This window comes from Nocardioides sp., assembly GCF_035697785.1.
Classification (GTDB): Bacteria; Actinomycetota; Actinomycetes; order Propionibacteriales; family Nocardioidaceae; genus Nocardioides_B.
The window spans coordinates 22,674-43,056 of the sequence record NZ_DASSCL010000013.1 but is presented as its reverse complement, the minus strand read 5'-3'; the positions used below and the strand labels follow the sequence as shown (position 1 = coordinate 43,056).

19 protein-coding genes are annotated in these 20,383 nt (G+C 70.8%); 12 read left to right on the top strand and 7 right to left on the bottom strand.

Annotated elements, in window-relative coordinates; all coding sequences use genetic code 11:
* The first annotated feature begins 15 nt into the window (after positions 1-15).
* Genes zapE through VFH10_RS02235 form a run of 4 tightly spaced genes read left to right on the top strand, consistent with a single transcriptional unit; the run spans position 16 to position 3,114 of the window.
* The gene (zapE, locus tag VFH10_RS02250) at positions 16-1,044 is read left to right on the top strand and encodes a cell division protein ZapE (protein ID WP_325125503.1); all 1,029 of its coding nucleotides are present in this window, start codon (positions 16-18) and stop codon (positions 1,042-1,044) included.
* Positions 1,045-1,065: 21 nt separating this feature from the next.
* Positions 1,066-1,905, top strand: coding sequence for a PPK2 family polyphosphate kinase (locus VFH10_RS02245; RefSeq protein ID WP_325125501.1), 840 nt, complete (start codon positions 1,066-1,068; stop codon positions 1,903-1,905).
* Positions 1,906-1,921: 16 nt separating this feature from the next.
* Positions 1,922-2,734, top strand: coding sequence for a HipA family kinase (locus VFH10_RS02240; protein ID WP_325125499.1), 813 nt, complete (start codon positions 1,922-1,924; stop codon positions 2,732-2,734).
* A complete protein-coding gene (locus VFH10_RS02235) occupies positions 2,731-3,114 on the top strand; it encodes a DUF3037 domain-containing protein (protein ID WP_325125497.1) in 384 nt (127 codons plus the stop codon). Before VFH10_RS02240 ends, VFH10_RS02235 begins: the two co-directional genes overlap by 4 nt.
* 123 nt (positions 3,115-3,237) lie before the next feature.
* On the opposite strand, the gene lpdA is transcribed toward VFH10_RS02235, so the two are convergent.
* The 5 genes from lpdA to VFH10_RS02210 form a co-directional block, all read right to left on the bottom strand.
* Positions 3,238-4,638, bottom strand: coding sequence for a dihydrolipoyl dehydrogenase (gene lpdA, locus VFH10_RS02230; RefSeq protein ID WP_325125495.1), 1,401 nt, complete (start codon positions 4,636-4,638; stop codon positions 3,238-3,240).
* Between the two features lie 126 nt (positions 4,639-4,764).
* Positions 4,765-5,508 (bottom strand): sirohydrochlorin chelatase, encoded by a 744-nt coding sequence (locus tag VFH10_RS02225; protein WP_325125493.1) that lies wholly within the window; start codon positions 5,506-5,508, stop codon positions 4,765-4,767.
* A gap of 88 nt (positions 5,509-5,596) precedes the next feature.
* On the bottom strand, positions 5,597-6,343 hold the full coding sequence (locus VFH10_RS02220) for a phosphoadenylyl-sulfate reductase (RefSeq protein WP_325125492.1): 747 nt from the start codon (positions 6,341-6,343) through the stop codon (positions 5,597-5,599).
* Positions 6,340-6,522 (bottom strand): hypothetical protein, encoded by a 183-nt coding sequence (locus VFH10_RS02215; protein ID WP_325125490.1) that lies wholly within the window; start codon positions 6,520-6,522, stop codon positions 6,340-6,342. The genes VFH10_RS02220 and VFH10_RS02215 overlap by 4 nt, the downstream gene beginning before the upstream one ends.
* Positions 6,523-6,559: 37 nt before the next feature.
* Positions 6,560-8,296: a nitrite/sulfite reductase gene (locus VFH10_RS02210; RefSeq protein WP_325125488.1), complete on the bottom strand. Its 1,737-nt coding sequence runs from the start codon at positions 8,294-8,296 to the stop codon at positions 6,560-6,562.
* A 343-nt stretch (positions 8,297-8,639) separates the two neighbouring features.
* Between VFH10_RS02210 and VFH10_RS02205 the strand changes: the two genes are divergently transcribed.
* A complete protein-coding gene (locus VFH10_RS02205; RefSeq protein ID WP_325125486.1) occupies positions 8,640-10,124 on the top strand; it encodes a glycine hydroxymethyltransferase in 1,485 nt (494 codons plus the stop codon).
* A 53-nt stretch (positions 10,125-10,177) separates the two neighbouring features.
* On the opposite strand, the gene VFH10_RS02200 is transcribed toward VFH10_RS02205, so the two are convergent.
* A complete protein-coding gene (locus VFH10_RS02200; protein ID WP_325125484.1) occupies positions 10,178-11,815 on the bottom strand; it encodes an acyl-CoA dehydrogenase family protein in 1,638 nt (545 codons plus the stop codon).
* A 16-nt stretch (positions 11,816-11,831) separates the two neighbouring features.
* On the opposite strand from VFH10_RS02200, the gene VFH10_RS02195 reads away from it, so the two are divergent.
* The 5 genes from VFH10_RS02195 to VFH10_RS02175 all read left to right on the top strand — a co-directional run bounded on the left by VFH10_RS02195 (position 11,832) and on the right by VFH10_RS02175 (position 16,107).
* Complete coding sequence (locus VFH10_RS02195) at positions 11,832-12,917, top strand: YihY/virulence factor BrkB family protein (RefSeq protein WP_325125482.1); 1,086 nt, start codon at positions 11,832-11,834, stop codon at positions 12,915-12,917.
* Positions 12,918-12,980: 63 nt separating this feature from the next.
* Positions 12,981-14,051: a ribosome small subunit-dependent GTPase A gene (gene rsgA / locus VFH10_RS02190; protein ID WP_325125480.1), complete on the top strand. Its 1,071-nt coding sequence runs from the start codon at positions 12,981-12,983 to the stop codon at positions 14,049-14,051.
* A complete protein-coding gene (locus tag VFH10_RS02185; protein ID WP_325125478.1) occupies positions 14,048-14,578 on the top strand; it encodes an N-acetyltransferase in 531 nt (176 codons plus the stop codon). The genes rsgA and VFH10_RS02185 overlap by 4 nt, the downstream gene beginning before the upstream one ends.
* A gap of 34 nt (positions 14,579-14,612) precedes the next feature.
* A complete protein-coding gene (locus VFH10_RS02180; RefSeq protein WP_325125476.1) occupies positions 14,613-14,975 on the top strand; it encodes a hypothetical protein in 363 nt (120 codons plus the stop codon).
* A gap of 40 nt (positions 14,976-15,015) precedes the next feature.
* Complete coding sequence (locus VFH10_RS02175; protein WP_325125474.1) at positions 15,016-16,107, top strand: potassium channel family protein; 1,092 nt, start codon at positions 15,016-15,018, stop codon at positions 16,105-16,107.
* A 10-nt stretch (positions 16,108-16,117) separates the two neighbouring features.
* On the opposite strand, the gene VFH10_RS02170 is transcribed toward VFH10_RS02175, so the two are convergent.
* Complete coding sequence (locus tag VFH10_RS02170; protein WP_325125472.1) at positions 16,118-16,759, bottom strand: hypothetical protein; 642 nt, start codon at positions 16,757-16,759, stop codon at positions 16,118-16,120.
* 144 nt (positions 16,760-16,903) lie between these two features.
* On the opposite strand from VFH10_RS02170, the gene VFH10_RS02165 reads away from it, so the two are divergent.
* Together VFH10_RS02165 and VFH10_RS02160 are read left to right on the top strand one after the other, a co-directional pair.
* Positions 16,904-17,878, top strand: a complete 975-nt coding sequence (locus VFH10_RS02165) for an NAD-dependent epimerase/dehydratase family protein (RefSeq protein WP_325125469.1) — start codon at positions 16,904-16,906, stop codon at positions 17,876-17,878.
* Positions 17,879-18,181: 303 nt separating this feature from the next.
* Positions 18,182-20,383, top strand: coding sequence for a multicopper oxidase family protein (locus tag VFH10_RS02160; protein WP_325125467.1), 2,202 nt, complete (start codon positions 18,182-18,184; stop codon positions 20,381-20,383).

The window sequence follows — 20,383 nt, the reverse complement described above, 5'->3', positions numbered from 1 at the left end:
GCCTACGATGCAGCGATGTCGACCGGGCCGATCCAGCTGAGCGCACGCAACCCATCCGTGCCCAGGGACCGGCTGCTCGCCGAGCTGGTGCCGCCCCCGAGGTTCGTCGACGTCAGCTTCGAGTCCTACGAGCCTGACCCGGCGCAGCCGTCGCAGGCCGAGGCGGTGCGGGTGCTGCGGGAGTTCGCCGCAACGATCGGCTCCCGCCCCAAGAAGAAGGGGCTGTTCCGCAAGGTCGAGCCCGAGGGGCCGGGCGGGGTCTACCTCGACGGCGGGTACGGGGTCGGCAAGACGCACCTGCTGGCGTCGCTGTGGCACGTCGCGCCGGGACCCAAGCTCTTCGCCACCTTCGTGGAGCTGACCCACCTGGTCGGTGCGCTGGGCTTCCACGAAGCCGTCGCGGCGCTCTCGTCGTACCGCCTGATCTGCGTCGACGAGTTCGAGCTCGACGACCCGGGCGACACCGTGCTCGTGTCCACCCTGCTCGGCAAGCTCCGCGGCGAGGGGGTGAGGCTGGCCGCCACCTCCAACACGCTGCCCGGCAAGCTCGGGGAGGGCCGGTTCGCGACGGCCGACTTCCTGCGCGAGATCCAGAGTCTGAGCGACCACTTCCTGTCGGTGCGCATCGACGGCGAGGACTACCGGCACCGGGGTCTGCCCGACCCGCCGCCGGCCCGCACCGACGACGAGGTGCGGGCCGCCGCGGAGCGACCGGGTGCCAGCCACGACCACTTCGTCGACCTGCACCGGCACCTCGTCGACGTCCACCCGTCGAGGTACGGCGCGCTGCTCGACGACGTGTCGCTGGTCTGCCTCGAGGACGTCCGCACCGTCGACGACCAGAGCGTCGCGCTGCGTCTCGTGGTGCTCGCGGACCGGATGTACGACCGTGACCTGCCGGTGGTGGCCAGCGGCGTCACGTTCGACGAGCTGTTCGCGCCGGCCCTGCTCGAGGGCGGCTACCGCAAGAAGTACTACCGCGCGGTGAGCCGCCTGGTCGCGCTGGCGCGTGAGGGCGCGGGCATGTCCGAGGCGCCCGACTGAGCCGGCTGGCATGATCGCCGCATGATCTCGCAGCTGCTCGGCGTACCCCCGGGGCCGGTGTCCCTCTCCGACCTGGACCCGTCCGGCACACCCGGCTTCGACGGCGGCAAGTCCGAGGGGAAGCAGGCGCTGGCGGACCTCGCCGAGCCGTTGTCGGATCTCCAGGAGCGGCTGTTCGCGGCCGGCCGGGCGGGCGATGACGAGCGTCGCGTGCTGCTGGTGCTGCAGGGCATGGACACGTCGGGCAAGGGTGGCGTGATGCGGCACGCCGTTGGCCTGTTCGACCCCCAGGGCGTGCGGATCAAGGCGTTCAAGGCCCCCACCGAGGAGGAGCGCGCCCACGACTTCCTCTGGCGGATCGAGCGGGAGCTGCCCGAGGCCGGGACGATCGGGATCTTCGACCGTTCGCACTACGAGGACGTGCTCATCGGGCGGGTGCGCGGGCTGGCCGACGAGGACGAGATCGAGCGGCGCTACGCGGCGATCAACGACTTCGAGCAGCGCGTCGTCGACGGCGGTACGACGGTCGTCAAGTGCATGTTGCACATCTCCGCCGGCGAGCAGCAGGCCCGGCTGCTCGAACGGCTGGACAACCCCGAGAAGCACTGGAAGTACAACCCCGGCGACGTCGACGAGCGGGCCCTGTGGCACGACTACCAGCGCGCCTACGAGATCGCCCTGGAGCGGTGCAACACCGAGGCGGCGCCGTGGCACGTCGTACCGGCGGACCGCAAGTGGTACCGCAACTGGGCGGTCGCGACGCTGCTGCACGAGACCCTGGCCGGTTTCGACCTGGGCTGGCCCGCCGCCGACTTCGACGTGGAGACGGAGCGCAAGCGGCTGCTCGCGCTCGAGGTCTAGGCCCGGGTTGAGCGCCGTGATCCGCACCGTGTCGGCGACCCGCTACGTCGCGCCGCTGCGCGAGGGCGGTTCGCTGCCCGGCATCGTCGAGGCCGACGACCTGGGCACCTACGTCTGCAAGTTCCGCGGCGCCGGCCAGGGCGCCAAGGTGCTTGTCGCGGAGGTCGTGGTCGGCGAGCTCGCCCGGCGCCTGGGCATCGCCACCCCGGAGCTGGTCGTGGTCGACCTCGACGCCGCGATCGGGAGGTACGAGGCCGACGAGGAGGTGCAGGACCTGCTCACCGCAAGCATCGGGGCGAACCTCGGGGTCGACTTCCTGCCCGGCTCGTTCGGCTTCGACGCCGGCTGCACGCCCGACCCCGAGGTCGCCGCCCGGGTGCTCTGGCTCGACGCGCTGACCGCCAACGTGGACAGGTCCTGGCGCAACCCGAACCTGCTGATCTGGCACGGAGACCTGTGGGCGATCGACCACGGGGCCTGCCTGTACTTCCACCACGGCTGGTCCGGCGGCGTCGGATCGCCCGACCGGTTCGCCGCCCAACCGTACGACGCCTCCGACCACGTCCTCGCCGGCTACCGGGCCGGTCTGCCCGAGGTCGACCGGGAGCTGGCGGAGCGGGTGAACCGAGGCCTGCTCGAGGAGGTCGTCGCGCTGGTGCCGGACGTCTGGCTCGAGCCGGTGCCGGGGGCGGAGACACCCGCCGCGCTGCGCGCCGCCTACGTCGACTTCCTGCTCGCCCGGGTGAGTGGCGAGCGTGGCTGGCTGCCCGTGGCCGGTGGTCGACCCGCTACCGGTGGTCCAGCTCGTCGAGACCAGGTGACCCGATGACGGCTCGGCTGCCCTTCCAATACGTCGTGGTGCGATGCGTGCCGCGTGTCGATCGGGAGGAGTTCGTCAACGTCGGCGTGGTCCTGCACTGCCAGCAGGCCGACTTCCTGGAAGCCCGCTGGCACGTGGACCGCGACCGGCTGGTGGCGCTGGCGTCCGACGTCGACCTCGACGCCGTCTGCTCCGCGCTGCGGGCCATCGAGGCGGTCTGCCGCGGCGACGAGTCGGCCGGGGAGGCGGGACGTGCCCCCATGGGCACGCGGTTCGGGTTCGTCAAGGCTCCGCGCTCCACCGTCGTACAGCCCGGACCGGTGCATGGCGGCACGACCGACGACCCCGACGGCCAGCTCGACCACCTGCTGGACCGGCTCGTCCGCTGAGCGGCGGCGGCGCGACGTGGGCGTGGCGGTCGCGAGCTTCCCCAGGAGATCTCCCGGTTCCCGTGGTGAGTTCGCCCCGGGAAGGGGTGGATTACCACGGGACCGTGGTAATCCACCCCCCACCTACAGGTTGATCATGTGCCCCGCGATGCCCTCGACGGCCTCCTTGACCGCCTCGGACAGCGTCGGGTGCGCGAACACGTTGCGGGCCACCTCGTCGGCGGAGAGGTCCCAGCGCTGGGCCAGGGTCAGCGCTGGGAGCAGCTCGGTCACGTCGGGGCCGATCATGTGCGCGCCGAGGATCTCGTTGTACTTGGCGTCGGCGACCACCTTGACGAAGCCGACCTCGTCGCCGAGGCCCTTGGCCTTGCCGTTGGCGGTGAACGGGAACTTCGCCACCTTGACGTCGTACCCCTTGTCCTTGGCCTGCTCCTCGCTGTAGCCGAAGGACGCGATCTGGGGCTGGCAGAACGTCGCGCGCGGGATCATGTCGAAGGCGATCTCCACCGTCTCCGCGCCGGCGATCGTCTCGGCGGCGACGATGCCCATCGCCTCCGCGGTGTGCGCGAGCATGAGCTTGCCGGTGCAGTCGCCGATCGCGTAGACGCCGTCGACGTTGGTGCGGCCACGCTCGTCGACGACGATCGCGCCCCGGTCGCTGACCTCGACGCCGGACTTCTCGAGCCCGAAGCCCTCCACCCGCGGGGCGAAGCCGATGGCCTGGAGCACCTTGTCGGTCTCGATCACCTTCTGCTCACCGCCGTCGGCGGGGGAGACCTTGACCTTGACCTTGTCGCCGGAGTCGTCGATCGACTCGACCTTGGTGGAGAGCATCACGTTCACGCCGAGCTTCTTGTACTGCCTGAGGAGCTCCTTGGAGACCTCGGGGTCCTCGGTGGGGACCATCCGGTCGAGGAACTCGACGATCGTGACGTCGACGCCGAAGTTCTTCATCACGTAGGCGAACTCCACGCCGATCGCGCCGGAGCCGGCGATCAGGATCGAGCCGGGCAGCTCGTCGGTGAGGATCTGCTCCTCGTAGGTCACCACGCGCTCGGAGAGCGAGGTCCCTGGGACGAGCCGGGTGGTCGCGCCGCTGGCGATGATCACGTGCTCGCCCGTGACGTCCGAGGTGTTGCCGTCAGCATCCTGTACTTCGATCGTCTTCGCGTCCTTGAACGTGCCCCAGCCGTGGATCTCGGTGATCTTGTTCTTCTTCATCAGGAAGTGGACGCCCTTGACGATGGCGTCGGACACCTTGCGGCTGCGGGCGTGCGTGGGCCCGAAGTCCATCGACGCGTCGCCGGTGATCCCGAACTTGTCCTTCTCGTGGGTCAGGATGTGCGCGAGCTCCGCGTTGCGGAGCAGGGCCTTCGACGGGATGCAGCCCACGTTGAGGCAGACACCGCCCCAGTACTTCTCCTCGATGACGGCGACGCTCTTGCCGAGCTGGGCCGCGCGGATGGCGGCGACGTACCCACCGGGGCCGGCACCGAGGACGACGACGTCGAAGTTTTGGCTCATGCAGCCACCCTAGGGGGTGGTCCGGAGGGTGCAGAACCGTGTCCCGTTCGGGTCAGGCGCGGCTGCCCGCCCTCGATCCGGCATGAAGGCGGAGCCGGCACGAGTAGGCGCCGAAACCCGCCCGGATCAGACCGGAACGAGCTCGACGGCCCCGACCGCGTAGCGGGCCAGGATCGTCCGGGCCACCTCGGGGTCGGCGCCCAGCGGGTCGGACACCGCGACCGCGCCGGCCTCGAGGGCGAGCTCCGCGGCCCGGTCGGGCAGGAAGCCCGGGGCGAGGAACAGCGACCCGACGGCGATGTGTCGTCGACCCTCGGCACGGAACTGCCGGACCGCCTCACCCGTGGCCGGGGGAGCGGCCGACGCGTACGCCGCGACGGTGGGCAGCTTGTGCCGGGAGCCCCAGAGTCGGGCCAGCCTGGCGACGGCCTGGTTGGCCAGGGCGTCGGACGAGCCGGCCGCCGCGAGCACGAGCGCGTCGAGCTCGCGGACCCGGGCGTCCTTCAGCGCGGAGCGCAGCCGGCGGTCGAGGACCTCGAGGAAGACCGACTCCAGCCCGAGCACGCGCGTGGCCCGGATCCGCAGGTTCTCGTGCCGGGCGGTCGCCTCCGCGATCACGTCGGGCACGTCGACCTTCGCGTGGTAGGCCTCCGAGAGCAGCAGCGGCACGACCACGATCTCGTCGTAGCCGGCGCGGACGAGCTTGTCGACGACGGTGCCGAAGGACGGCTTCGAGAGCTCGAGGAACGCAGGCTCGATGCGCAGGTCCGGGCGCATCGCGCGGACCTCGCCGACGAGTGCCTTGATCGTGGCGGCCGAGCGCGGGTCGCGGCTGCCGTGGGCCAGGGCCACCAGTGCAGGAGCGGTCATGAGCTGACTCCCTTTCGTGGTTCGGGCTGGTGAGTGGTGGCGTCCGACGTCGTTGTCGTCCAGCCGGCGGGTGGTGCCGGGTTCGGGGTCACTGGTGGATCCCGCACTCGGTCTTGCCGGTGCCGGCCCAGCGCCCGCTGCGCGGGTCCTCGCCTGGGGCGACGCGGCGCGTGCACGGCCAGCAGCCGATCGACGGGTAGCCGTCGTACTGCAGAGGGTTGACCAGTACGCCGTGCTCGGCGACGTAGCGGTCGACGTCGTCGTCCGACCAGCGTGCGAGCGGGGAGACCTTGACCTTGCGCTTCTTCTCGTCCCAGCCGATCACGGGCGCGATCACCCGGTCGTGGGTCTCGGCCCGGCGCAGTCCGGTCGCCCAGGCGTCGTACCCGTGGAGGGCCTCGTTGAGCGGCGCGACCTTGCGCAGCGCGCAGCACAGGTCGGGGTCGCTGGCGAACAGGTCCTTGCCGTACGCCGCGTCCTGCTCCTCGACGCTCTGCTTGGGCGTGATGCTGATCAGGTTGACCGGCAACGTCGCCTCGACGGCGTCGCGGGTGCCGAGCGTCTCGGCGAAGTGGTAGCCGGTGTCGAGGAAGACCACGTCGATGCCGGGCGCCACGGTGGAGGCAAGGTGCGAGAGCACACCGTCGGCCATGGACGAGGTGATGCAGAACCGCTCGCCGAACGTCGCGACCGCCCACTCGATGATGACCTCGGCCGGGGCGAGCTCGAGGTCGGCGCCGGCGTGCCGGACCAGCTCCTTGAGCTCTGCCTCCGTGCGTCCCTCGGTCTGCGTGCCGCGGAAGGCGCGGGCCGCCGTCGTGGTCGCGGCGCTCACGGCCGTGTCCCCGACGCCGAGCCCGGCCGGGCGATCATCCCGAGCATCTTCAGCGTGAACGCCCGGAGGCACGCGCGGCACTCCCAGGCGTCGCGGCCGTCGCCCTCGGCCGGCTCGTGCGGGCGAAGGTTCTCGTCACCGCAGTAGGGGCAGTGGAAGGGCACGCCGCGGCTGCTCATGCGGGGTCCCCGTGGAAGCGGAAGCGGTCTCGGGTGTTCATGCCACGACCTCGAGGACCCGGTCGCCGCGCAGCGACTCGTCGTCGGCCCGGGCCACCCAGGTCGCGAACCGCTCGCCGTCCTCACGCTCTGTGAGGTAGGCGCGCACGACGTTGGTGACGTAGTCGTCGAGCCCCGCGCTGGTGACCTTGTGGGCCCGCAGCTTCTTCCCCAGCGCCGGCTCGAGCCCGAGGGCGCCGCCGAGGTGGACCTGGAAGCCCTCGACCTGGTTGCCGTCGGCGTCCAGGACCAGCTGGCCCTTGAGCCCGATGTCGGCGACCTGGGTGCGCGCGCAGGCGTTGGGGCAGCCGTTGACGTTGACGGTGATCGGGGTGTCCAGGTCGGGGAACCGGCGCTCCAGCTCGGAGATCAGCGCGGCGGCACGGTGCTTGGTGTCGACGATGGCGAGCTTGCAGAACTCGATGCCGGTGCACGCCATGGTTGATCGCCGCCAGTTCGACGGTCGGCCGCTGAGGCCGATGGACTCGGCGTCGTCGAGGAACGCGTCGAGGCGGTCGCCGTCGAGGCCCAGCACCACGAGCTTCTGGTGAGCGGTCAGCCGGACCCCGGCCGCGCCGTACCGCTCGACCAGGTCGGCCAGTCCGGTGAGCACGGTCCCCGCGACCCGACCGACCGTGGGGGCGAGCCCAACGTAGTAGCGGCCGTCCTTCTGCAGGTGCGCGCCGATGTGGTCGCCCTGGTCCACCGGTGAGCCGGGGGAGGGGTTGCTGACCAGGGCGCGGTGGAGGTACTCGTTCTCGAGCACGTCGCGGAACTTCTCGACTCCCCAGTCCGCGACCAGGAACTTCAGCCGGGCGCGCGAGCGCAGCCGGCGGTAGCCGTAGTCGCGGAAGATGGAGATGACGCCTTCCCACACGTCTGGCACGTCGTCGAGCGCCACCCAGACCCCGAGCTTCTGCGCGAGCATCGGGTTGGTCGACAGCCCGCCTCCGACCCAGAGGTCGAAGCCGGGCCCCAGCTCGGGGTGGACCGTGCCCACGAACGACACGTCGTTGACCTCGGGAGCGACGTCGTGGCTCGGGTGGCCGGTGAGGGCGGTCTTGAACTTGCGTGGGAGGTTGGAGTACTCGGGGTCGCCGATGTAGCGGCGCTTGATCTCCTGCAGTGCGGACGTCCCGTCGATGATCTCGTCGGCCGCGATGCCGGCGACCGGCGATCCGAGGAACCCCCGCGGCGAGTCGCCGCACGCCTCGATGGTGTCGAGACCGGCGTTGTCGAGCGTCGCCCAGATGGCCGGGACGTCCTCGATGCGGATCCAGTGGTACTGGATGTTCTGGCGGTCGGTGATGTCGGCGGTGTCGCGCGCGTACGACGTGCTGACGTTGCCGAGCGCACGTACGGCCTCGGCCGAGAGCAGGGCACCGTCGGTGCGCACGCGCATCATGAAGAACTCGTCGTCGAGCTCGTGCTCCTCGAGCGCGGCTGTCTTGCCGCCGTCGAGCCCCGGGCGCCGCTGGGTGTAGAGCCCCATCCACCGGAACCTGCCGCGCAGGTCGGCGGGGTCGATGGAGGCGAAGCCGCGCTTGGAGTAGATGTCCAGGATCCGGGCCCGCACGTTGAGCGGGTTGTCGTCCTTCTTGGCCTGCTCGTTCTTGTTCAGTGGCTCGGTGTAGCCCAGCGCCCACTGGCCCTCGCCGCGTTTCGGGCGGGGTCGCGCGGGCCGCTGCGGACGGCCGGGACCGGAGGTGGCGGCCGGCTGGGTGGGGGTGCTCATTGGCAGACGTTCCTCAGGAGAGGGAGACGCACGTATCGCTGGGTTCCACCCGACGCCGTTGTCGAGGTGCATGCCGGCGACCGCGCGCCCCGGCTGACGGGATGGTCAGGGGGCGGGTCAGCGGTGCCAGTGCATACACATCATGCTGCGGGTACGGCCGAGGTCCACGTGGCGCCTGGCCACGAGGTACGTCGTCGTTGCAGCACTGATCATGGCCGCAAGTCTCAGGGTGCGGACGCCGTGACCACAAACCCCGATCTCATGACGTGAGACGCGCATCCACTATTTGGTACGGCGTGCGGTCCCCTGCCGGTCCCGAGACCGCCTCACTAGGGTGGGGCGCATGACCGCGCCGAGCAACCAGAACAGCCCCTTCTCAGGCGGGGATCCGGTGTCCAACGCCCGGGCCAGCTCCGCCTACGACGCCGCGCTGGAGGTGATCGCCGCGGTGGAGCCCCGTGTGGCCGAGGCCACACGCGCCGAGCTGGCCGACCAGCGGGCGTCCCTCAAGCTGATCGCGTCGGAGAACTACGCCTCGCCGGCCGTGCTGCTGGCGATGGGCACGTGGTTCTCCGACAAGTACGCCGAGGGCACTGTCGGCCACCGCTTCTACGCGGGGTGCCAGAACGTCGACACCGTCGAGGCGCTCGCTGCCGAGCACGCACGTGAGCTGTTCGGGGCGCCGTACGCCTATGTTCAGCCGCACTCGGGCATCGACGCCAACCTGGTCGCGTTCTGGTCGATCCTGGCGCACCGCGTCGAGTCGCCGGCGCTCGAGAAGCACGCGGTCAAGAACGTCAACGAGCTCTCCGAGGGCGACTGGGAGACGCTGCGGCACGAGTTCGGCAACCAGCGGATGCTCGGGATGTCCCTCGACGCGGGCGGCCACCTGACCCACGGGTTCCGGCCCAACATCAGCGGCAAGATGTTCCACCAGCGGTCCTACGGCACGGATCCCGAGACCGGGCTGCTCGACTACGACCGGGTGGCCGCGGCGGCGCGCGAGTTCCGCCCCCTGGTGCTGATCGCGGGCTACTCGGCGTACCCGCGGCGGGTGGACTTCGCGAAGATGCGCGAGATCGCCGACGAGGTGGGCGCCACCCTGATGGTCGACATGGCGCACTTCGCGGGGCTGGTCGCGGGCAAGGTCTTCACCGGTGACGAGAACCCCGTCCCGTTCGCGCACGTCACCACGACGACGACCCACAAGTCGCTGCGCGGCCCGCGCGGCGGGCTGGTGCTGGCGCAGGAGGAGTTCGCCTCCTCGGTCGACCGTGGCTGCCCGATGGTGCTCGGCGGCCCGCTCTCGCACGTCATGGCGGCCAAGGCGGTGGCGTTGGCCGAGGCCCGCCAGCCGGCCTTCCAGGACTACGCCCAGCGGATCGCGTCGAACGCGAAGTCCCTCGCCGACGGCTTCCTCAGCCGCGGCGCGAACCTCGTCACCGGCGGGACGGACAACCACCTGGTGCTGCTCGACGTGTCGTCGTTCGGGCTGACCGGTCGTCAGGCCGAGACGGCGCTGCTCGACGCGGGCGTCGTCACCAACCGCAACTCGGTCCCGGCGGACCCCAACGGCGCCTGGTACACCTCAGGCATCCGGCTCGGCACCCCCGCGCTCACCACGCGCGGCTTCGGCCACGACGAGTTCGACCGGGTCGCCGAGCTGATCGTCGACGTGCTGGCCAACACGGAGCCCGGTACGACGAAGGCGGGCGCACCGTCCAAGGCGTCGTACGTCCTCGGCGACGGGGTGGCCGACCGCACCAAGGCCGCCAGCGCCGAGCTGCTCGACAAGCACCCGCTCTACCCCGGCTTGGAGCTCACCTGACCGCCGAGTTGTCAGTGAGACAACCGGTTATGACCGGCTGACGCTCTGACAACTCAGCGGGGGGTTGGTGTGGTGCGCTCGACGATGCCGGCGAGGTCGGTGCCGCGGGGGAGCGTGCCGAGCGTGCCGCCGTACTCCGTGCCCAGCCGGGTCGCGCAGAAGGCGTCGGCGACCGCGGGCGGGCCGTGCTGCACGAGCAGGGCGCCCTGCAGGCAGGCGGCCATCTGGCCGGCGAGCCGGCGGGCGCCGACCTCCAGCGCGGAGGTGTCGGCGAGCGACTCGAGCACGTGGTGCACGGCCCGGTCGAGCCGCGGGTCCTCGCCCTGGGCGCGGCCGACCTCGGTGATCCAGGCCTCCAGCACCTCGGGCTCCCGGGTCAGGGCGCGCAGCACGTCGAGCGCGTTGACGTTGCCGGACCCTTCCCAGATGGAGTTCAGGGGCGACTCGCGGAAGAGCAGAGGCATCGCCGACTCCTCGACGTAGCCGTTGCCGCCGAGGCACTCCAGCGCCTCGGCCACCATCATCGGCGTGCGCTTGCAGACCCAGAACTTTGTGAGCGGCAACGCGATCCGGCGCAGCGCGGCCTCATGGGGGTCGTGCGCCGCGTCCACGGCGGCCGCGAGGCGGATCGCGAGGGCGGTCGCGGCCTCGGACTCGACGGCCAGGTCGGCTATCACGTTCTGCATCAGCGGCTTGTCGGCCAGCAGCCCCCCGAACGCGGACCGGTGCGCGACGTGCCAGGACGCCTCGGCGAGCGAGCGCCGCATGAGGGAGGCGGACCCGAGCACGCAGTCGAGCCTGGTGGCCGCGACCATCTCGATGATCGTGCGCACCCCGCGACCCTCGTCGCCGAGCCGCCGGGCCCAGGTCATGCGGAACTCCAGCTCCGACGACGCGTTGGAGCGGTTGCCGAGCTTGTCCTTGAGCCGCACCACGTCGAGCTGGTTGCGGGTGCCGTCGGCGAGCACGCGCGGCACGAGGAAGCAGGTGAGGCCGCCCGGCGCCTGCGCCAACACGAGGAACACGTCGTTCATGGGGGCGGAGGTGAACCACTTGTGGCCGGCCAGGGTGTACTCGCCGTCGACGGACGTCGGGGTCGCGCGGGTGACGTTGGCGCGCACGTCGGAGCCGCCCTGCTTCTCGGTCATCCCCATGCCCGCGAGCGCGCCCGCCTTGTCGGAGACCGGCCGGAGCCCGAAGTCGTAGCTCGTCGAGGCCAGGTGCGGGATCCACTCCTTGGCGATCGAGTCGTCGACCCGGAGGGCGGGCACCGCGGCGTACGTCATGGAGATCGGGCAACCGTGCCCCGGCTCGGTCTGCGACCAGGCGAAGAAGCCGGCGGCGCGGCGCACGTGCGGGTGCGGCCGCTCGGACGTCCAGGGCGCCGCCTGCAGGCCGTGTCCGACCCCGCGCTCCATGAGCCAGTGCCACGACGGGTGGAAGCGGACCTCGTCGACGCGGTTGCCGTAGCGGTCGTACGGCGTCAGCTCCGGCTCGTGCCGGTTGGCCTCCAGGCCGTGTTCACGGGCCTCCGCCGAGCTCGCCTCGGCGCCGAGCGCGACCAGGTCGTCGACGATGTCGGCGGACGCGTGCCGGGTGACGGCCTCGACCAACGCGAGGTCGGAGGAGACGGTGTTGTGGTCGACGAGGGGTGGTGCCTGGTTCGTGGCTCCCCGGATGTCAGCGGCCATGTCGTTACCCTAGGGCGTGGCCTCTGAACGCCTGGCACACCACGTGCGGACCGGTGTGTGGGTGACCCGGTGGGAGCACCTCCGCGGTGCGACGTGGCGCCTTGTCGTGTCCACGGTGGGCACCTGCTTCCGCAACCGGGTCACCGGGCTGGCCGCCGAGGCGGCCTTCTTCGCCCTGCTCTCGCTGCCGCCGCTGGTCTTCGGGCTGGCCGGCTCGATCGGCTTCGTGTTCGACCGGTTCAGCCAGACCCAGGTCGAGGGGGTCCGCGAGCAGGTCCTCGAGCTGGCGTCCAGGGCGCTGACCGAGCCGACGGTGGAGACCGTCATCAAGCCGACCCTCGACGACGTGCTCGGGCCGGGCCGCTTCGACATCATCTCGATCGGCTTCATCCTCGCGCTGTGGTCCGGGTCCCGCGCGCTCAACGTCTTCGTCGACACCATCACGATCATGTACGGCCTCGGTGGGCATCGAGGGATCGTGCGCACGCGGGTGCTGTCCTTCTCGCTCTACGTCATGGGCCTGATCACCGGCGTGGTCACGATCCCGCTGGTGGTGGCCGGGCCGGGCCTGGTCGACCGCGTGCTCCCCGAGCGCGTCGACTTCCTCAACGAGCTGTACTGGCCGACGGTGATCGTGCTCTGCGTCTGCTTCCTCGCGACGCTGTACCACGTATCCGTTCCGGTGCGGACCTCCTGGCGCTACAACATCCCGGGTGCCGCGCTGACCATGGTGTTCTGGATCCTGGGCTCCTACCTGCTCCGGTGGCTGCTCACCGTGACGGCCGGCAACTCGACCTCGATCTACGGCCCGCTCGCCGCCCCCATCGTGGTCATGCTCTGGCTCTACCTGCTGTCCATCGCCGTGCTCATCGGCGCCGCCCTCAACGCGGCGTTCGACCGGGTCTGGCCGGAGAGCGAGACGTCGCGGGCCCGCATGGAGGTCGCGCGGCGGCTGCGGCTGACCGCGATGCTGCCGCGGCTGCGCCGGCTGGAGGAGGAGCAGGAGCGGTTCGCGGACACCGAGGAGGAGACCGTGCTGCTCCAGCAGGTCGACGAGCGGGCGTCCGGGCTCGAGTCGCCCACCAAGAGCTCGGCGGACTGACGGACCGAGGACCGCGCGCGAAAACCAGGTGCCGGTTGGGGGCACGGGACGTACATTCCCGATGTGCTCGAGAGGATCGGCTACGACGCCGCCACGGCTGCGTCCTTCGCACCCTGGGACACCGCTGACGCGACGTTGGGTCGCGTCGTGCGGGTCGACAAGGGTGTAGCCGGCGTGCTCACCGAGACCGGCCCGGTCCGCGCCTCCTGGGGTGGCGCGGTGTTGGCCCGGGTCGCGCAGGACCCCACCGAGGCGCCGTGCACGGGGGACTGGTGCGTGCTCCGGGAGTGGCCGGACCACCGCACGACGGTCGAGCAGGTGCTGCCTCGTCGTACCGCCGTCGTGCGCGCGACCGCGGGCAAGTCCGCCGAGGGGCAGGTGATCTGCGCCAACGTGGACCTGGTCGGGCTCGTCGTGGCGCTGCACCCGCTGCCGGCGGAGGGCAAGATCGAGCGGCTGCTCGCACTCGCCTGGCAGAGCGGAGCGACCCCGGTCGTCCTGCTCACGAAGGCGGACCTGGTCGACGACGGTGACGACGTCGCGGCGGACGTACGCCGGCTCGCCCCCGACGTCGAGGTGGTCCTGGTGAGTGTCGAGACCGGTCAGGGGATCGAACGGGTGCGCGAGCTGATCGGGGGACGGGCCACGATGGCGCTGGTCGGCACGTCCGGACACGGCAAGTCGTCGTTGACCAACGCGCTGGTCGGCGCGGAGGTGCTGAGCACCAGGACGATCCGCGACGACGGTCGGGGCCGGCACACGTCGGTACGCCGCGAGCTGGTGATGCTGCCGGGCGGGGGTGCGGTGATCGACACTCCGGGGCTGCGGTCGGTGGGACTGGTCGACGCCGAGGACGGCCTGGCGCACACCTTCGCGGACGTCGAGGAGCTGGCGGCCGCGTGCCGGTTCGACGACTGCGCTCATGGCACGGAGCCCGGCTGCGCGGTCAAGGCCGCGCTCGAGGACGGGTCGCTGCCGCTGCGCCGCTGGGAGAGCTGGCGGCAGCTGCAGCGTGAGGCGGCGCTGATGAGCCTTCGGCGCGAGACGCGGGACCGGACCAAGAAGGCCGAGCAGGTGCGCCGCAGCCGGCAGTACGAGCAGGACCGGCAGCACAAGCGGCAGGAGCGCGAGTGAGGGTCCGGCCGGAGACCTCAGCCGACGTCCCCGTCGTCCACGAGGTGGTCGAGGCCGCGTTCGGCGGCGCCCAGGTGCCACGGCTGCTCGACGCGCTCCGCACCTCGGTCGCGTGGCTCGGGCTCTCGTTCGTGGCCGAGCAGGACGGCGAGATCCTCGGCCACGTCAGCTACACCCGGGCCTGGGTCGACGCGCCGGACCGGGTCGTCGAGGTGCTCGTGCTGAGCCCGTTGTCGGTGCGGCCGGACCACCAGCGGCACGGCGTGGGGACCACGCTCGTGCACGACAGCCTGGCGCTGCTCCAGGGGCGCGACGAGCCGCTGGTCTTCCTGGAGGGCGATCCCGGCTACTACCGCCGGCTCGGGTGGCACCCCGCGTCCGACTGGGGGTTCACCGCCCCGTCGGTGCGCATCCCGGAGGCCGCCTTCCAGGCGGTACGGCTCCCGTCGTACGACGAGGCAGTCACCGGAGCCCTGGTGTACCCCGACGTGTTCTGGCGGCACGACTGCGTCGGGCTTCGCCCGTAGGGCCCGGCGGACGGCGGCCGCGTATTTTGTCCGCATGGCCAACGTCAACCTCCCCACGCCGGTCGCGCTCGCCGCGGCTGCGATCTGCGTGCTGGGTGGCTACCTTCTCGGGGTCGTCGCCGGACCGGACATCGCGACCCGCACCACCGCGGTCGTGGCCAGCTACGACCGGGACACCAGCCGGCTCTGCCTGACCGGGGACGGCATCGAGGGGCAGGAGGGGACGGTCGTCGACGGGGTGCTGTGCGGGACCTGGCGGCGCACCCAGGGCTCCGACCAGGTGCCCCGGGAGGGTGACGAGTTCCGCTTCGTCTCGGTGAGCACCAGCGGCAGCGACGCCAGCGGGCCGGAGGGGCAGAGCCCGGCGACCGTGATCTACGGCGACGTACTCCGCTGACGTGCGCTGGATCAGAGGGCCGTTGCCGTAGATTCTCCCCGTGCCTGACGAGCTGAACGACGACGCCCGCGGCCGCGTCCGGCTCCCCGCGATCGTCCGCTCGCCGGTGTGGGAGCTGAGTCGTCGGCTGATCCTCGCGATCGCCCTGCTCGGCTTCACGGTGGCGCTGGTCTACTTCGACCGCTCCGGCTACCGCGACGCGAACGACCCGCCGCTCTACGGCGTCGACCTGGTCGACTCGATCTACTACACGACCGTCACCCTCAGCACGACCGGGTACGGCGACATCGCGCCCGTGTCCGACCGGGCACGTCTCATCAACGCCTTCCTCGTGACGCCGTTGCGCATCGCGTTCCTGGTCCTGCTGATCGGCACCACCATCGAGGTCCTCGCCACCCAGGGCCGCGAACTGCTCCGGGTGGCCCGATGGAGGAAGAAGATGGACGAGCACGTCGTCGTGATCGGCTACGGCACCAAGGGCCGCAGCGCCGTCGACACGTTGGTCAACAACGGGCTCGACAAGGAGTCGATCGTCGTCGTCGACCCCTCGTCGACCGCACTCGGCGAAGCGCACGCCGACGGGCTCGCCGTGGTCACGGGGGACGCCACCCGGCGGGAGGTGCTCCGGCGCGCCGGCGTGGCCCGCGCGTCACAGGTGATCATCACCACCGACCGCGACGACTCGACCGTGCTGTCGACGCTCAACGTGCGGCAGCTCAACCCCGACGCCTACGTCGTGGCCGCGGTCCGCGAGCAGGACAACATCGAGCTGGTGCGGCAGAGCGGCGCCGACTCGGTGGTCACTTCCTCCGATGCCGTTGGCCGACTGCTCGGCCTGTCCACGCTGAGCCCGACCCTCGGCTCGGTGATGGAGGACCTGCTCACCTACGGCGAGGGCCTGGAGGTGGCCGAGCGCGACCTGCTCGTGCCCGAGGTGGGCAAGCAGCCGCAGAGCCTGCCCGACCAGGTGATCGCGGTGGTCCGCGACGGCCGGGTGCACCGCTACTTCGACCCCGCGGTCACCCAGCTGGTCCGCGGCGACCGGTTGATCGTCGTACGTCCGGCACAGGAGCTGCCATGGGCACCCCGGCCGGGCACACACGGAGAGGACTCGTCCTCCGACGAGGGGTGACGGCCTCGGATCACGGGGCGACGGGCTCGGGGACCTGGCTCTGGCCAACTGCGGCGGTCGCGATGCCGGTGAACGCCAGGGCCAGCGCCATCATGCTGATGACCTGACCGGCCTGGCCCGTGACCTCGGCGGCCGGGAGCAGGAAGACGAACACCATCAGGAGGACCGGCACCCACGGCGACGTCGCGCGGGAGACCAGCAACGCGAGTGCGACGAGCAGGGCGCCGAGGTAGAAGCCGCCCGCCCAGCCCCAGAGGAACGTCGTCACGGCGGCGTCGGAGGCGGCCGCCTCGAGACTGCCGGCGTTGAGCGCGTTCTCCTGTGCGAGTGCCTTGATGAAGACCAGCAACATCGCGAAGCCGCTGGTACCGATGGCGCCGACGGAAAGGACGGCCACGGACACCAGGCCGAGCCGGTGCGCCCGCTCCCGGAACAGGGAGAGCACGGCCGGCATCCCGCAGGTCAGTCCGATGGAGGCGCAGAAGTACAGCACGGACATCGCCAGCCACCGTCCCGGCTGCTCGCTCGCGAGCCGCACCGTCGCGGCCATGCCCATGCCGTCCCCGGTGGGGTTCACGGCGGTCCCGAAGACGAGGCACATCACTCCGACCACGAGAGCGGCCGCCGAGAGCACGATGAGATCTGGTCGCACCTGTTCAACGTAAGTACCGGTGAGGCGACTTCCGAGCCTTTCCGGTCAAGACCACCCGGGTGGAACCGGGGAGGTAGTCGCGGGAGACATCTGGGCTACTCGACCGGTAGCCATCCTGTGACCGGGTACTACTACGGTGACCGGATGCGCATCCTCGTGATCGGTGGCACCCGGTTCGTCGGACGGCATGTCGTGGAGCAGGCGGTGGCTCGTGGGCACGAGGTGACCCTGTTCCACCGCGGGCGAACCGGCACCGACCTGTTCCCCGAGCTGGAGCACCGGATCGGGGACCGAAACACCGACCTCTCCACCCTCGCCGACGGGACCTGGGACGCGACCGTCGACACCTGCGCGTACGTACCCGGGCAGGTGCACGCGCTCGCCGAGGTGCTCGGCGGACGCGGCGGTCACCACCTGCTCGTGTCGAGTGTCTCGGTGTACGCCGCCCCCGAGGGCCCCGGCATCGACGAGGACGCCCGGCTGCTCGAGCTGGCCGACCCCTCGACCGAGGAGGTCACCGCCGAGACCTACGGCGGCTTGAAGGTGCTCTGCGAGCGAGCGGCGGTGGAGCGGCACGGCCCCACGACGCTGCTCGTGAGGCCGTCCTACGTGGTCGGGCCGCACGACTACACGTGGCGGTTCCCGTGGTGGGTGGACCGGCTGGCCCGGGGCGGCACCGTCGTCGTACCAGGTCCGCCGGACGCCCCTGCGCAGGTCATCGACGCGCGTGACATGGCGGCGTGGATGGTCCGGCTGCTCGAGGACGGCCGGTCGGGGGCGTTCCACGCGGCCAGCCCGGCACCGCCGTTCACCTGGCGCGAGCAGATCGAGACGATCGCCGGCGCCGTGGCCCCGGCGGGCACCGCGATCACTTGGGTGGAGGCCGACGAGGTCGCCCGGGCCGGCATCGACCCAGGGGCCTTCCCGTTGTGGGGCGCGGACGACCCGGACGTCTGGATCATGGCGGTCGACCCGAGGCGGGCGTTCGACACCGGTCTGGCGCCCAGGGCTCTTTCGGAGACCGTCCGCGACACGCTCGTCTGGACGAGGACCGTGTCGATGCCCGAGGGGACCGGGGTGACCGAGGAGCAGGAGCAGCAGCTGCTCCGTGGGCAGTGAGGCGCCCCGCCTCGCCGTCGTACGCGCAGAGCCGAACTCCCGCACCCGGCTGCTCCGGGGTCACTTGGGCTACGGATTCCCTGTCGGCAGGTATGTGACCTGTCCGGCGACGGTCAAACACCCATCGACCGGGCAGCTGGGACAGCCGCCTTCCACTTCCAATCTTTTCCCAAGGCCGGTGCGGCAGGCTGTCGCCGCTCAGTGGGTCGGTGCGACGCGTAGGGGCAGCGCCTCGTCCGGCTGGGTTCCGGGGAGGGTGGGGTTCCGGGCTGGCTGGTGCTCCGCCCAGGGGAGGAGGGGCACATGTCAGAGCACGAAAACATCCAGGAGGCGGGTCCTACCCGGCGCACGCTTCTACGAGTCGGGGCGGTGAGCGCCACCGGGGTCGCGCTCAGCGCGGCCGGCGGGATCGGCGGGCCGTATCTGGCCCGCAACGGACTGCTGTCGCCGGACGGGGCCTTCGGGGCCGCGTCGATGGGGCTCGGGGACCTGCTGTTCTACATCGAGGAGTACCCGACCAGCCCGTTGATCCTGACGCCGTTCAAGGACCAGCTGAACGTCCCGACGGCACTGGCGCCGTGTCCGACCAGCGACTTCCTGACCTGGACGGACCCGCCCGGCCCGGGAGACGGCCGGCAGAACTCCCTGCACAACGACCGGCACCAGATCTGGACCAGCGAGATCGGCTACCCGGACCCGATCGTCTACGAGCTCGACCTGCTCGTCCGGGGGCACTCGTTCACCACCTCGCAGGTGCTACCGATCGACCACAACGGCCGACCCACGGTGTCGTTCGACGCGTCCGGCAGGCAGGTCGCGGCCGGGACGAAGCGCACGCTGCCGCTCAGCACCATCTACGGCTTCAACGGCACGTTCCCCGGCCCGATGATCAACGCCGAGTACGGCAGGCCCGTGCTCATCCGGTTCATCAACCGGCTGGACGAGAATCCGCTCGGTCTGGACCGTCAGGACTTCGGTGCTCCCGACTGGTCGTTCCTCACCCACCTGCACAACGGGCACACGGCGCCCGAGAGCGATGGCAACCCGCACTACTCCGCGCTCTACGGCCCGAAGAGCTTCGGCTACAAGCCCGGGCAGTCCGTCGACAACCTCTACCTCAACTGGCCGGCGGGCGGGGACGACTCCGAGAAGCAGAGCTTCTTCTGGTTCCACGACCACCGGATGGACCACACCGGCGCCAACGTCTACAAGGGCATGGTCGGCCTGTACCCGATCTACGACCCGAAGAACGGGATGGACATGGGCGACGAGCGGCAGGGGCTGCGGCTGCCGGGCGTGCGCACCAACCGCTCGGACGGCGCGTTCGACGTCGCCTACGACATCCCGCTGGCCTTCTACGACACCCGGCTCGACGACGGCGTGACCGTGCACAAGGACATCCACGACGGGATGGGGGAGTACCCGGCGGCCAAGAACCCGAAGACACACCCGGAGTGGTGGGGCAAGACGTTCTTCAAGCACTTCCCCAACCACGGGTTCGTCGGCGACATCTTCACGGTCAACGGGACGGCGTACCCGGTCATGGAGGTCAAGCGGCGCAAGTACCGCTTCCGCTTCCTCGACGCGTCCGTCGCCCGGATCTACGAGTTCAAGCTGATGTCCTCGACGAAGGGACCGAGGTCGGCCGTGTCGCTCGGGTACGGCGGGGACGAGCTCGACGGCCAGTACCGGATCGAGGACGGCCAGCAGTGCATGAGGTTCACGCAGATCGCCTCGGACGGCGGGTTGCTGCCGTTCCCGATCACCCGCGACTCGTTCGAGCTGTGGCCGGCGAAGCGCCGTGAGGTGATCATCGACTTCACCAAGTACCAGGACGGCACGCCGACCACGAAGGGCGACGTCGTCTACCTGACCAACGTGATGAAGATGCCCGACGGCCGGATGTGGGACAACTCGTCGCGCTTCTCGCCCGACCCGAGGTACAAGGTCCCGGTGCTGAAGTTCGTCATCGGCGACACCGCGCCGGACGACAGCGTGCTTCCGTCGCCGACCACGCCGCTGCGTCCGCTGCCCCCGCTGCCGAGCAACTGGCAGAGCATGATGAACAACCGGCTGATCTTCGAGGTCAAGCGCGGCAGTGTCGGCGGTGAGGTCGAGTGGCTGATCAACGGCGTCGAGTTCCACCCCACGACCGTGGCCACCTCGTTGAAGAACCCGTCCGGCCGGTCGCCGCTCGCGCAGCAGAAGAAGGGCAGCTTCAACCTCTGGGAGCTCAAGAACGGAGGGGGCGGCTGGGTGCACCCGTTCCACCTGCACATGGAGGAGCACCGCACCGTCATGCGCAACGGCAGGGACGTGTCCCGTGGCGCCGACCGCGGCCACCCAGACGACATGTCGCGTGAGGACCTGGTCGCACTCGATCCAGGTGAGTCGGTGGTCGTGTACCGCGGGTTCCGGGACTTCGTCGGTCCCTACGTGGCGCACTGCCACAACCTTGCGCACGAGGACCACGCCATGATGTTCGGCTGGGAGATCACTCCCTGA